We start from the raw sequence: 12549 nt of genomic DNA, 5'->3' as shown, positions 1-12549 counted from the left end.
ACCAAACGTGAACCGATGAGAAAACTTCTAATGGTCGCTGCTATATTAAGCTTGGCTGCGTGCAAATCCGATAAAAAAAAAGAAACCAAAACCACCGTCGTAACTGAAAATACCAAAACGACCACTTCCAACAGCTCAGTGAAACCATTCGTCTGGGAAGCCGCCAATATCTACTTTTTATTAACCGATCGCTTTAATAACGGCGATACGTCGAATGACCTCAATTTTGAGCGATCTAAAGAGACTGGAAAGCTAAGGGGATTTATGGGTGGAGACCTTAAGGGAATCACGCAGAAAATTAAGGAAGGATATTTTACCAGCCTGGGCATCAATGCCATTTGGATGACTCCGGTTACAGAACAGATACATGGAAGCGTCGACGAAGGCACTGGCAACTCCTATGGATTTCATGGATACTGGGCCAAAGATTGGACGTCGCTAGATCCTAATTATGGCACAAAGGAAGACCTGGCAGCCTTGGTTGAGGCAGCACATGCCAACGGAATTCGAGTGTTGCTAGATGCAGTGATCAATCATACGGGACCTGCCACAGACACAGACCCTGCGTGGGAAGAAAACTGGGTGCGTACCGAGCCGCAGTGTGAGTACAACAACTACAAGAACACCATTAGCTGTACCTTAGTGAAGAACTTGCCCGATATCAAGACCGAAAGCAATGAAAATGTTGCGCTTCCCGCAGCATTGGTGAAAAAGTGGAAAGCCGAAGGCAGATATGATAAAGAAGTTGCAGAACTGGATGCTTTTTTTGAAAGAACAGGATATCCGAGAGCTCCCCGTTTTTACATTATGAAATGGTTGACTGACTATATCACCGAATTTGGGATCGATGGATACCGCGTAGACACTGTAAAACATACTGAAGAATATGTTTGGGATGAATTCAAGAAAGAATGTGACTATGCTTTCGCAGCTTGGAAAAAGACCAATCCAGAGAAGGTCTTGGATGACAATGGCTTTTATACGGTCGGAGAGGTCTATGGCTATGGAATAGGTAATGGTCTGGCGTATGATTTCGGAGATAAAAAGGTAAACTTCTTTGACAATGGATTCAACAGTCTGATCAACTTTCAGTTCAAATATGATGCACAGAAGTCTTACGAAGAGTTGTTTTCCTATTATGACGAGCAATTGCAAGGTCCTTTACGGGGAAAAGGTGTTCTCAACTATTTAAGCTCTCACGATGATGGGCAACCCTTTGATAAACAACGTGCAAAACCTTATGAAGCTGCCATCAAACTGTTACTAGCCCCTGGTACTTCGCAGGTATATTATGGTGATGAGACGGCGCGTCCATTGGATATCGAAGGCACCGAAGGAGATGCTACTCTACGTTCGTTTATGAACTGGGATACTGCCAAGAACAATCCAGCGATCAAAGAATTACTTGTTCATTGGCAAAAACTAGGAACTTTTAGAAACGAGCATCCTGCCATTGGCGCTGGACTTCATACTATGATCAGTGAGGAGCCGTATATGTTTCGACGCGATTATAGCATTGGAGGCTACAATGACCAGGTGGTGGTTGGTATCGGTTTGCCAGAAGGAAAAAAAGACCTGGAGATCCTAAGTATTTTTCCAGATGGCACCGTACTTAAAGATCACTATTCTGGCAAAAAAGCGACCATTGAAAATGGTAGGGTCCTAATCGACACTCCCTATGATATTGTTTTGCTGTCTAGAAGTGAAGACCAAACTGAAATCTAGTTGGCATGAATACTGGAGTGCCTAACGGGAAGCAGTTTTTGACCATATTGACCATTGTTCATTTGGCGATGTTCGGAACCATGATCGGTTTGGGAGTCATCATGTTCGCTATTGCTCAGGATCCCGAATTTAAGTTTGACACAAACAAGGATCCCTTCTTTTACATCATACCCATTGCGAGCATTCTTGGCCCCTATTTGGGGTATGCAATTTTCAACCGACAGCTGAAAGGGCTTGAACTTCATAGCACCCTGAGTAAAAAGCTAGGGAGCTATCAAGCCGCCTCCCTAATACGATTTGCCTTGATAGAAATGGCGATATTTCTATGTGTCATTGCATTTTTGAGTTCGGACAACCTGCTCTATTTGACAATTGCCGCAGCCTTAGCATTGTATTTTTGGACACTTAAGCCTCGTAAAACACAAATTGAAAGAAGATTAGCTTTTACTAGCGACCAGAGGAGGGAATTTGATGCATCCTTTCATTAAATAATGATAAAAACACCCGAACTTATTAATAGTGAAAGTCGCGAGCTGAAAGATACTTGCGACTTTCTTCTTTATAGGGATTGATCAGTTACTTATTGGAGTGCAAGGCCATACGATTGCCTTCGCTATCTAAAAACAAGGCCATAAAACCATGTCCGCCACCGATCTCGGTCTTTTTTTGAAGGATGCTTCCTCCTGCGCCATCTATTCGCCCGAGCTCATTGGATAGGTCGTCACATGAAAAGTAGATCAAAGTACCCGCCTTTTCACTGGGTTCGTACATCTCATGTTGGACCAAAGAGCCTGTCGCACCGGGCTTTTCGTGATCTGATGGGAACCACCCCATCTTAAAACCTCCCAGATCATGCATGCTGATCTCCATGTCAAAGACAGTCTCATAAAACTTTTTGGCACGATCCATATCGGTCACTGGAATTTCGTACCATCCTACTAGATTTGTTCTCATAGGCTTTATCTTTCTAAATTTGTTTTGAGTTTGGCCAATCCTTTTTCAAAATCGCCCCCTACGGCTTTATCCATATTCATAAATAACATGAAAATGCTAAAAGGGAATTTATTCTTCCCAGAAAAACCCCATCGTACCTTGGTCGTGTCTTCTTCTACAGAGGTGGTTTCCAAATAGCAATCAGATACCGATTTCCAGGGCTTTAAGAATCTTAGCTGCCCTTCTATTCGCTCACCATCCACTATTTTGGTGATTTCTTGTTCCCCCTCTCCTACGTCTTTATTTCCATTCCAATAAGAGACACTGCCCACCTCTCCATCGGTACCTCGAAATTCTTTAAGCATGTTTGGGTCTTTTTCTTCCCACGGTGACCATTCTGCCTGCCTCTTTAAAGACCTTAAATATGTAAAAACATCACCTTTGGGCCTTGCTATCTCAATTTCGCGATATACATTGTACGAACTAGGCGCTATGATACCAAGCAATATGATCAATGCAACGATGCCTAACAATATGTATAATACTAACATCATGGTTTAAATTTTAATTGGTCAATCTATATTATTATGCAGATTCCTTCTCTGCGCTCACCATCCATTGGACATCAAATTTATCAGTGCACATCCCAAATTTGCTTCCCCAGAAGGTCTCATCGAATGGCATTCCAATGGTTCCGCCTTCTGCTAGGCTTTCAAAGACCATGGCGGCCTCGTGCTCACTGTCCATTGTAATGTATAGATGATTGGAATTGCCTCTTTTGTAGTTGGGCTGCATATTATCGCAAAGTTGGAAAGAAACGCCTCCAAACGCTATAGTGGCGTGCATGATCTTTTGTTTATGATCTTCAGGAGTGGTCAGAACTTCTGGTGGTGCTTCGCCATAGCGCATTAATACCGGAACTTGTGCGTCGAAGATGTCCTTGTAGAATTCAATGGCCTGTTCGCACTGTCCATTGAACATGACGTAAGGATGCAATTTCATAGATGTACTTATTTGGTTGGTTGTCCTTTAAAGATATGTCTTTTTATCAAAATTTTTAAGAGCTATAACTCTTTTTTAACGTCGACATACCGCTGCATCACTTGGTCTAAACTTTTAATGGTCTTTTTGGTCCAGTCGATTTTTTTGATCAGCATCTCTTCTTCAGATAACTGCCATTTTATATCGCTTTCTCGAAGTGCTGTGGTGATATGTTGAAGAATAATGGCCGCTGAAACCGAGATATTCAAACTCTCTGTAAAACCAACCATAGGGATCTTCAAATAGCCATCGGCCTGATCCATCACTATTTCGGAAAGGCCATCTTTCTCGGTGCCGAAAAAAATGGCAGACTTTTCGTCGATTGGAAAATCATTGAGAAAACATGAATCATCATGAGGAGTCGTGGCGATGATCTTATAGCCTTGGTCTTTAAGTCTCTCGATACAGCCTGAAGCACTATCATAGCGATGCATATCTACCCACTTCTGTGCGCCCATGGCAATCTCCTTATCCAAACGCTTTACATTTTTCTCTTCGATCACATGAAGGTCTTGAATCCCAAATACCTCACAGCTCCGCATTACAGCACTGGTGTTATGAAGTTGATAAACATCTTCAACGGCAACGGTAAAATGTCGCGTTCGATATTTCAAAACCTCTTCGAAACGCTGTACACGCTCGGGAGTGATAAAAACTTGGAGGTATTGCAATAACTTTTCATCTGCCATGTAAAAGAATTTAGACTTAAAATTAGTGAAAGTGTAGGATAAAAAGATGCACCGCTGTTTTGATGCGAGAATGGTAGTATGGTCGATTTCAATTCGCCAAAGCTCTTGAAATCTAATTCTCAATAAAAAAACCCGGCCTAAGACATGGCCGGGTTCGCTACTAATCTATGAAGATCAAGTAATTCAGTACGTAAGTGTTAATTGTCCCAAATTCTACTAACCGTACCTAAAATAAGCGCTAACGCCATAGCACTAGTTCACTTTTTCTTTAAAATAAGAAGCTATTTTCCTCAATTTATTTAATTTACGTTAGATATCCAGTTTTGGATCTTTTACTTCAAAAAAAATGTTCAGATGCAAAAGATAGTGGTGCTCACCGGAGCAGGAGTCAGTGCCGAAAGTGGTATAAAAACATTTAGAGATGCAGGTGGGCTTTGGGAAGGATACGACATCATGGAAGTCGCTTCTCCTCAAGGCTTTGCCAGCAATCCTGATCTCGTTTTAGACTTCTATAACCAGCGACGAAGACAACTTCTAGAAGTTGTACCAAATGAAGCACATAAAAAAATTGCTGAATTAGAATTGAGTTATGATGTGGAAATCATCACACAAAATATAGACGACCTACATGAACGTGCAGGGAGTACCAAGGTAACACATCTTCATGGTGAACTCCTAAAAGCGCGGAGCACCTATGACGAAAATCTAATTATCGATTGGAAGAAGGATATCTGCGTTGGGGATAAATGCAAACACGACAGTCAGCTGCGGCCTCACATCGTATGGTTTGGAGAGGCCGTTCCCATGATCGAAACGGCCATAGAAATCACCGCATCGGCGGATATATTGATGATCGTGGGAACTTCGATGCAGGTTTACCCTGCTGCCAGTTTGATACACTATGCCCCAGAACACATACCCATGTTCTTTATCGACCCAAAACCCAATGTTGATGGCATCTATTTGCCAAACCTAGAGGTCATTCCAGAAAAGGCTACGGTCGGTGTTTCTATTGTGGCCGATCGGCTAGCTGGTAGGTAAGTCGCAATGCCTTCGCCCAATCCGTGATCGTTTGTATTTGCTCGTCTGTAAGCTTTGCTTCAGCATGGCCCCAAGTGTATGAGTTTAGCGGCATCCACCGGTTTTCAACATACTCGATCACCTCTTCCATCTTATGGTCCTTTTTCTTTACAGAATAGGTGTCCCAAGCCGAAAAATTCAAATGCCCCTTACCATGCTCGATATGATCATCCAACCAATAGGATACTGGCGCTACTTCGGCATACCATGGATAAACAGTGTGGTTACTATGGCAGTCATAACAAGCCTTTTTTAAGATGTTCTCTACTTCGGCGCTAGGCTTCGTCTCTTGTATAAAAGCCGATAAGTGGTCGGTGCTATCTATATTCTTTTCAGGTCTGATGAACTGCATCACCACAAAAATGATGAGAAGAGCTACCAATATCTTTTTTACGATCTTCATTTCGATTATTTTTAGAGTCTAAAAATACTTCTTTTTACAGATGCTTGAAAAAGAATTTGAGGAAGTTTTAAGACAGACCAGCGCCCTTCGCAAACATCGACAGCTCGCAGCTGATATGGTGCTCGACAACCCTGCATTGTTTGAGCATCTTCTAAACCTGTGCTTTAGAGTGAAGGACGAGATCTCCTATCGTGCATGCTGGGTATTGGAGTTCGTCTACAAGGAAAAACCGGTCTGGTTGGTTCCCCGTCTCGACTATTTTTTGGAAAATGCTTCGAGCGTTCAATTTGACCAATCCGTTAGACCTATCGCTAAAATATGTCAAATGCTTGCTGAGGCTGCCTTCAGCAAAAAACCGTCCGATACCAAGGAGGCCCTGACCGATGAACATTTAGAAAAGCTCACTGAACTCACCTTTGATTGGTTGATCAACGACGAGAAGGTCGCAGCCAAGGCATACGCCATTCATAGTCTCTATTTGTTGGGTATAAAATATGATTGGATCTACCCAGAATTGCTGAGAGTTCTCGAACAGGACTATTCGCAACACTCGGCGGCATACAAAGCAGCTGCAAGAAATGTATTGAAAAAGATATCATAATTCAGAATGACATATAAAAAGCTAAAAAAACTATCTTTGCGCTTTCTTAAAAATTTATCCGAATCAAGTTTATCCTTGGGCGGACAACAACAACACAACGCATGTCATTGAACCAACTAAATGCCATCTCGCCCATCGATGGGCGTTATCGAAGTAAAGCTGAAGCTCTAGCAAATTATTTCTCTGAAGAGGCCTTGATCAAATATCGAGTGCTAGTCGAAATTGAGTATTTTATAGCGCTGTGTGAAGCACCCTTACCACAGTTGAGCGAAATTGATGCAACAATTTTTGACAGCCTTAGAGCGATATATCAAAAATTTGATACAAGGGATGCGAAGGCGATCAAGGAAATCGAGCAAGTAACCAACCATGACGTGAAGGCCGTAGAGTATTTCATCAAAAAAGAATTTGACAAACTAGGCCTCGAAAAATATAAAGAGTTCATTCACTTCGGACTCACCTCGCAAGACATCAACAATACGGCCATTCCGCTTTCGATCAAAGAGGCCTTGGGTGATGTATATATCCAACAGTATTTTGCTGTTCTAAAGAAATTAGAGGAATTGGCTATCGAATGGAAAGATATTCCCATGCTCGCACGCACACATGGCCAACCCGCCTCCCCTACTCGTTTAGGAAAAGAGATCCAGGTTTTCGTGGTTCGATTAAAGGAGCAATTCAATCTATTGAACGACATTCCGAGTGCAGCAAAATTTGGAGGTGCCACTGGAAATTACAACGCGCATAAGGTAGCCTATCCCAATATTGATTGGAAAGCCTTTGGAACCAAGTTTGTGCAGGAAAAATTAGGGCTGCAACACTCCTTTCCCACCACGCAGATCGAACATTACGACCATATGGCTGCTTTGTTCGATTGTCTAAAGCGGATCAATACCATCTTGATCGATCTCGACCGCGATATTTGGACCTATGTGTCTATGGACTACTTTAAACAGAAGATAAAAAAAGGAGAAGTGGGCTCTTCTGCCATGCCGCATAAGGTAAATCCGATCGACTTTGAAAATTCGGAAGGGAATCTTGGTATTGCCAATGCTCTTTTTGAGCATCTATCCGCCAAATTGCCCATTTCTCGTTTGCAACGCGATCTAACAGATAGTACCGTGTTAAGAAACGTGGGAGTACCCTTTGGACATACGCTTATCGGTTTTCAGGCGACCCTAAAAGGTCTCAATAAATTACTGCTGAACGAAGCCAAATTTGCGGCCGACCTTGAACAGAATTGGGCCGTTGTTGCCGAGGCGATACAGACTATTCTAAGAAGAGAAGGCTATCCAAATCCTTATGAGGCACTTAAGGGACTTACAAGGACCAATGAAGCCATCACGCAACGATCCATTGCCGACTTTATAGATACTCTGGACGTTTCGGACGGTATCAAGGCCGAATTAAAGGCCATTACGCCGAGTAACTATACGGGCATTTAGATTGTTGAAGATTGAAGGTTCGAGGTTGAATAAACCGATCTGGATCACTTTTTGGGCATTATTCCCCTAGCATTGCTTCTTTATTCTGCTATATTCAGGTGGATATAGCAACCAATAACTGATAGAGAGTGATGAGAACCAAGCAAAAAAAAGAAAAAAAATCTTCTCCTCAGCATCAAACAAATTCTTTTTTTGAAGACAAGGGGAAGAACCAAACTCCAGATACTGGTGAACAATTTTTCAATGGTAGCTCACTAAACTCGCTGCTAGGCATAAAAAGAGGAGATGGTCTAAATTTTGGAACTTGGCATCTAAGACCATTGGTGAAGCTTTTACAACGAACATTGAATAAAAAGATAGACAGCTTTCTAGCTATAGATGGAATGTTTGGTCCTCTGACAGGAAAGGCTTTAGAGAAATTTCAAACAGTAGCTGATATAACTCCCAAACAATTGGTAGATGCTTCGACCATTACGGCATTGGCAAGCCCCAAAGGAATTAGTTGTGGTCCGTTGCTTTTCTCACGAGGCATAGGCGGAGATCTGATCGGGCTTACCCCAAGTGACAGTAGAAAATTTCAAGCAGGTCCTGATATTGGACTTACGATACAAAATAAGGGAGTATTTGACACAAATGTAACTATCAACACGAGAACTGCAAGGGGAAGCTCAGCAGCGGCCACCGTCATGATTCCTGCCGGGACTACGTTGACTTTTGTAGATTCGGCAAAATTCTGTACTCCATTTTTCTGGTCTGTATCTTTCTCAGCTGAGTCTGTGAAAAAGATCACCATACCCGGCGGGAAGACAATCTCTTTTCCTGTTTTTATCAATTTTGACATTTCTTCTAATTGGAAACCAGGGCAGATTCCTTGTTGTGATAAGTTCAGACCATAATAAGATATTCCGAATAGATCAATTCTTATAGTGTATATTGCCTTATGGAATTTATGAGCAAACCATCTATAAAAACATTTCAAAAAACCGTCTTAGTCGGAAAGCGACTTAAGATGTCACTGGCCATGAATCGTACAAAAGAGTTATGGCAAGAATTTATGAAACAAAGAAGTGATATAAAGAATCGGGTGGACCCTGAATTTTATTCCGTCGAAGTTTATCCAGATTCGACATTCTTCAAAAACTTCGATCCTCATAATGAATTTGAAAAGTGGGCAGCGGTCAAAGTGAGGGATCACGACACCATTCCGAAAGAGATGGAAGCCCTAACCATTCCGCAGGGGTTGTATGCGGTGTTCTTGTATAAAGGAAAGGCCAGCGATGCACCCAAAGCATATCAATACATTTTTGGGACCTGGTTGCCTATGGCTGACTATACGCTCGATGATCGACCTCATTTCGCAATCATGGGAGAAAAGTACAAAAATGAAGACCCTTCATCAGAAGAAGAACTGTGGATTCCGGTCAAGAAAAAATAAATCGTCGATCATTCATCAATAAGAAGTTGCGCTCAGTATTCATTGAATCGAATATTGTCTGACATCGTTTAACATACTGCAAAAGTTGAATACTTACTAGTAGATGGTATTCGCAACGACTTTCCTTTCAAGGTGGTATAGCATGTCGTTCCTTCTCATGACATTTATCATGGTATTCCCAAAGGACCTTTTCTAATTTTATTTCTTTCTAGATCAATAAACGGTTACAGATAAGGTCCAAACATATCTGTAGAGGTTCTATTGTATATCTGAAAAGCTATAAAGACCAAGAAAGAACTATTATATGAGATACAATTCCGATCAACTATTAGGTGCTAAGACCCGAAAAGATCTTATAGAAATTGCCCAAAAGAACGATATCGACATCGATAAGGTCCTAAATAAACTGAAATATGAGATCGAATTAGCCCAATTGCAGACCGAAATGGTAAATCTGCAACAATGGATCGCCAAAACCAAAAAGCGGGTGGTGGTCATCTTCGAAGGTAGGGACGCCGCAGGAAAGGGTGGTTCAATAAAAAGATTCAAGGAGCATTTGAATCCCCGTTCTTCAAGAGTGGTCGCGCTCACAAAACCTACCGAAGTGGAGCGCGGACAATGGTACTTTAGACGCTACATTAAACAGCTTCCCAATCCTGGTGAGATCGTTTTCTTTGACCGAAGTTGGTACAATCGAGCGGTGGTAGAGCCTGTGATGGGCTTTTGCAATGATGAACAGTATCATCAATTTATGATTCAAGTTCCCGAATTTGAGCATCTGCTCTATGAAGACAACGTAACGGTCATTAAATTTTGGTTTTCCATCTCTAAGGAAGAACAAAAAAAACGTTTCGAATCGCGCTTAGAAAATCCTCTCAAACGCTGGAAATTCAGTCCCGTGGATATGAAAGGACAAGAACTTTGGGATCGCTATACCTACTACAAGGAACAGATGTTCAGTAAAACCCACACCAATTTCTGTCCATGGATCATCGTGAAGACGAACAATAAGAAAGAAGCTAGGCTCGAAAGTATACGATACCTCCTATCTCAATTCGAATACGATGGCAAGGGAGCATCGAAGATTCAACTACTACCCGACCCAAACATTATTATGAGGTATCACAGAAGTGCCGTTCAAATTGACATTTAAATTAAAAAGTATGAGCCAAAAAGTATTGACAAAGCATAAGGCCTTGACCGAAAAGGAATTGGAATTGATCAATTCCAAACCAGGCCTAAAGGCACTTTTTAGGAATAAAAAATTGAATCTAAAAAAGGTGCTTATCGAGGCGCATTACGAACATGAGCTAAAAGCAATGCAAACCGAGTTGATAAAGCTTCAAACTTGGGTGATCAATGAAGGCAAAAAAATAGTGATCTTATTTGAAGGAAGGGATGCCGCTGGAAAAGGTGGCGCCATTAGAAGGATCACGCAACACATCAATCCTAGGCATTTTAAAGTGGTAGCGTTGGATATCCCAACAGAAGATGAAAGAAATCAGTGGTTCTTCCAGCGATATATCAATCGACTTCCAAAACCTGGTGAAATGGTATTTTTTGACCGTAGCTGGTATAATAGAGCCGTTGTAGAGCCTGTGAACAACTTTTGTTCGGAAAAGGAATACCGAGTCTTTATGTCACACGTAAATGAATTTGAAAAGATGCTGATCGAATCAGACACTTACCTTATAAAATTCTATTTCTCGATCACTAAAGAGGAGCAAGCCAAACGCTTCTCAGAAATCAAGGAAAGTCCTTTGAAGCGTTGGAAAATGACTCCTGTAGATGAAAAAGCGCAAGCCTTGTGGGACGAGTACACGATCTACAAAAAAAAGATGTTCGAAAAGACACATACGGACATCTCCCCTTGGGTGATCATAGACGCCAACAAAAAATCCAGCGCAAGGATAAAAACCATATCGCATATTTTGGAAACAATCCCCTATAAGTAAACGTACATTCTTGTAGATCGGTTTTAACCTATTAACTGATAATACCCACACTTTAGATAGGCACCCTCTGGGAAGGTCACCGGATGGTCAATATCATGGTAGGTCTTCGCTAAAGACTTAAATCGCCTACCGCTGTTTTGTAGTTCCGCGTCACAAATATCAAAAAAATCATCAGCACTGACCCTTGAAGAACAGGAAGCCAGAACTAAAATTCCATTAGGAGCTACCAACTTGGCCCCCAATTGTGCCAAACGACCATAGCTGTGTCTCGCCTTTTGCACCTCGGCAGCACTCTTCGCAAAACTTGGAGGGTCGATCACTACGATATCAAAGCTCTTTTTTGCTTTAATAAGCTTTTGCAAGCCTTCGAAGGCATCAATGGCCATCAAGTGATGCTCACCCGCGTGAGCATTCAATGCAGCATTCTGCTTTGCCATGTCCAAAGCTTGCGCACTGATGTCCAAACTTGTCACTGCTGTAGCGCCACCTGCCAAGGCATGCACCGAAAAGCCACCAGCATAGCTAAAAACATCAAGCATCGTCTTGCCTTTGGCAAGCTCCCCTACTCGTTTGCGATTATGGCGATGGTCCAAGAAGTATCCTGTTTTGTGTCCTTTGATGACATTTGCCGAAAAGTTGATTCCATGTTCTTTGAATTCCACCACTTCATCTTCTAGTTCGCCTGCGACGACCATACCATCTTGCAACTGCATTGCGATTGCCTTTTGCTGAAGATTCCGACTAAACCGCAAGACCATCGTTGAGCAATCGGCAGTTGCCAATAGTATGGGGAGAATATCTCCTAAATAAGGAAACCATACCCCAGAATATAATTTTACCACCATGACGTCTTTGTAAACATCCGCAATGAGTCCTGGAAAGCCGTCGTTCTCTCCAAAAAGTAGCCGATAGCTATTGGTATCGGTCTTCAGCAATGGCCTACGAATCTCAAAAGCGATCTTGATCTTTTGTTTGAAAAAATCATGGTCAATTTTAGCGGCACCCTGTGTATGGATCATCTTTATGCGAATCGGTGACGCTGCGTCATACAAGCCCAATCCCATGATATCGTTGCGCTTGCCGTCGTAAATGATTGCCAGATCACCAGTTTCGCCCTCAGAATTTTGTTTGATAATGCTTTCCGAAAATACCCAAGGATGGCCTTTTTTAAGCAATCGCTCTGCCTTGGGGCGTAGTTTGATAGCCAGCCTTTTGGTAGCAATTTCTGGAAACGACCGCATG

Annotated in this window: 15 protein-coding genes; 9 read left to right on the top strand and 6 right to left on the bottom strand. The window is 42.1% G+C overall.

Annotated elements, in window-relative coordinates; genetic code table 11:
• Positions 1–15: 15 nt before the first annotated feature.
• Both ACFQ1M_RS09420 and ACFQ1M_RS09415 read left to right on the top strand, forming a co-directional pair.
• Entirely contained in the window at positions 16–1725 is a 1710-nt protein-coding gene (locus ACFQ1M_RS09420) for an alpha-amylase family glycosyl hydrolase (RefSeq protein WP_386407405.1), read from the top strand.
• Positions 1726–1730: 5 nt separating this feature from the next.
• The gene (locus tag ACFQ1M_RS09415) at positions 1731–2213 is read left to right on the top strand and encodes a hypothetical protein (protein ID WP_386407402.1); all 483 of its coding nucleotides are present in this window, start codon (positions 1731–1733) and stop codon (positions 2211–2213) included.
• An 88-nt stretch (positions 2214–2301) separates the two neighbouring features.
• Here ACFQ1M_RS09415 and ACFQ1M_RS09410 read toward each other — a convergent pair whose 3' ends face one another.
• The 4 genes from ACFQ1M_RS09410 to ACFQ1M_RS09395 all read right to left on the bottom strand — a co-directional run bounded on the left by ACFQ1M_RS09410 (position 2302) and on the right by ACFQ1M_RS09395 (position 4388).
• On the bottom strand, positions 2302–2679 hold the full coding sequence (locus tag ACFQ1M_RS09410) for a VOC family protein (protein ID WP_386407399.1): 378 nt from the start codon (positions 2677–2679) through the stop codon (positions 2302–2304).
• Positions 2680–2684: 5 nt separating this feature from the next.
• Positions 2685–3212 (bottom strand): SRPBCC family protein, encoded by a 528-nt coding sequence (locus tag ACFQ1M_RS09405; protein WP_386407396.1) that lies wholly within the window; start codon positions 3210–3212, stop codon positions 2685–2687.
• Positions 3213–3243: 31 nt separating this feature from the next.
• Entirely contained in the window at positions 3244–3660 is a 417-nt protein-coding gene (locus tag ACFQ1M_RS09400) for a VOC family protein (RefSeq protein WP_386407393.1), read from the bottom strand.
• 62 nt (positions 3661–3722) lie between these two features.
• Complete coding sequence (locus tag ACFQ1M_RS09395; protein ID WP_386407390.1) at positions 3723–4388, bottom strand: TrmH family RNA methyltransferase; 666 nt, start codon at positions 4386–4388, stop codon at positions 3723–3725.
• 354 nt (positions 4389–4742) lie between these two features.
• Between ACFQ1M_RS09395 and ACFQ1M_RS09390 the strand changes: the two genes are divergently transcribed.
• Positions 4743–5429, top strand: a complete 687-nt coding sequence (locus ACFQ1M_RS09390; protein WP_386407387.1) for an SIR2 family NAD-dependent protein deacylase — start codon at positions 4743–4745, stop codon at positions 5427–5429.
• On the opposite strand, the gene ACFQ1M_RS09385 is transcribed toward ACFQ1M_RS09390, so the two are convergent.
• The gene (locus ACFQ1M_RS09385; protein WP_386407384.1) at positions 5398–5871 is read right to left on the bottom strand and encodes a heme-binding domain-containing protein; all 474 of its coding nucleotides are present in this window, start codon (positions 5869–5871) and stop codon (positions 5398–5400) included. The genes ACFQ1M_RS09390 and ACFQ1M_RS09385 overlap by 32 nt on opposite strands.
• 40 nt (positions 5872–5911) lie before the next feature.
• Here ACFQ1M_RS09385 and ACFQ1M_RS09380 point away from each other — a divergent pair, with 40 nt between their 5' ends.
• The 6 genes from ACFQ1M_RS09380 to ppk2 (ACFQ1M_RS09355) all read left to right on the top strand — a co-directional run bounded on the left by ACFQ1M_RS09380 (position 5912) and on the right by ppk2 (ACFQ1M_RS09355) (position 11307).
• A complete protein-coding gene (locus ACFQ1M_RS09380) occupies positions 5912–6472 on the top strand; it encodes a hypothetical protein (RefSeq protein ID WP_386407382.1) in 561 nt (186 codons plus the stop codon).
• Between the two features lie 101 nt (positions 6473–6573).
• The gene (gene purB, locus ACFQ1M_RS09375; RefSeq protein WP_386407379.1) at positions 6574–7917 is read left to right on the top strand and encodes an adenylosuccinate lyase; all 1344 of its coding nucleotides are present in this window, start codon (positions 6574–6576) and stop codon (positions 7915–7917) included.
• Positions 7918–8048: 131 nt separating this feature from the next.
• Positions 8049–8813: a peptidoglycan-binding domain-containing protein gene (locus tag ACFQ1M_RS09370; protein ID WP_386407376.1), complete on the top strand. Its 765-nt coding sequence runs from the start codon at positions 8049–8051 to the stop codon at positions 8811–8813.
• 44 nt (positions 8814–8857) lie between these two features.
• Positions 8858–9352 (top strand): GyrI-like domain-containing protein, encoded by a 495-nt coding sequence (locus ACFQ1M_RS09365; protein WP_386407373.1) that lies wholly within the window; start codon positions 8858–8860, stop codon positions 9350–9352.
• Positions 9353–9656: 304 nt separating this feature from the next.
• Positions 9657–10505: a polyphosphate kinase 2 gene (ppk2, locus tag ACFQ1M_RS09360; RefSeq protein WP_386407370.1), complete on the top strand. Its 849-nt coding sequence runs from the start codon at positions 9657–9659 to the stop codon at positions 10503–10505.
• A gap of 10 nt (positions 10506–10515) precedes the next feature.
• Positions 10516–11307 carry a polyphosphate kinase 2 gene (gene ppk2 / locus ACFQ1M_RS09355; RefSeq protein ID WP_386407367.1) on the top strand — a complete coding sequence of 264 codons (792 nt, stop codon included), beginning with the start codon at positions 10516–10518 and terminating at the stop codon, positions 11305–11307.
• 23 nt (positions 11308–11330) lie between these two features.
• Here ppk2 (ACFQ1M_RS09355) and ACFQ1M_RS09350 read toward each other — a convergent pair whose 3' ends face one another.
• Positions 11331–12548 (bottom strand): class I SAM-dependent rRNA methyltransferase, encoded by a 1218-nt coding sequence (locus tag ACFQ1M_RS09350; RefSeq protein WP_386407364.1) that lies wholly within the window; start codon positions 12546–12548, stop codon positions 11331–11333.
• Between the last annotated feature and the right edge of the window lies 1 nt (position 12549).

The sequence above is a fragment of the Sungkyunkwania multivorans genome, from assembly GCF_042675645.1.
Taxonomy (GTDB): domain Bacteria; phylum Bacteroidota; class Bacteroidia; order Flavobacteriales; family Flavobacteriaceae; genus Sungkyunkwania; species Sungkyunkwania multivorans.
Note: the sequence above shows the minus strand (reverse complement) of the source record. Positions and strands in the feature narration are given on the sequence as shown.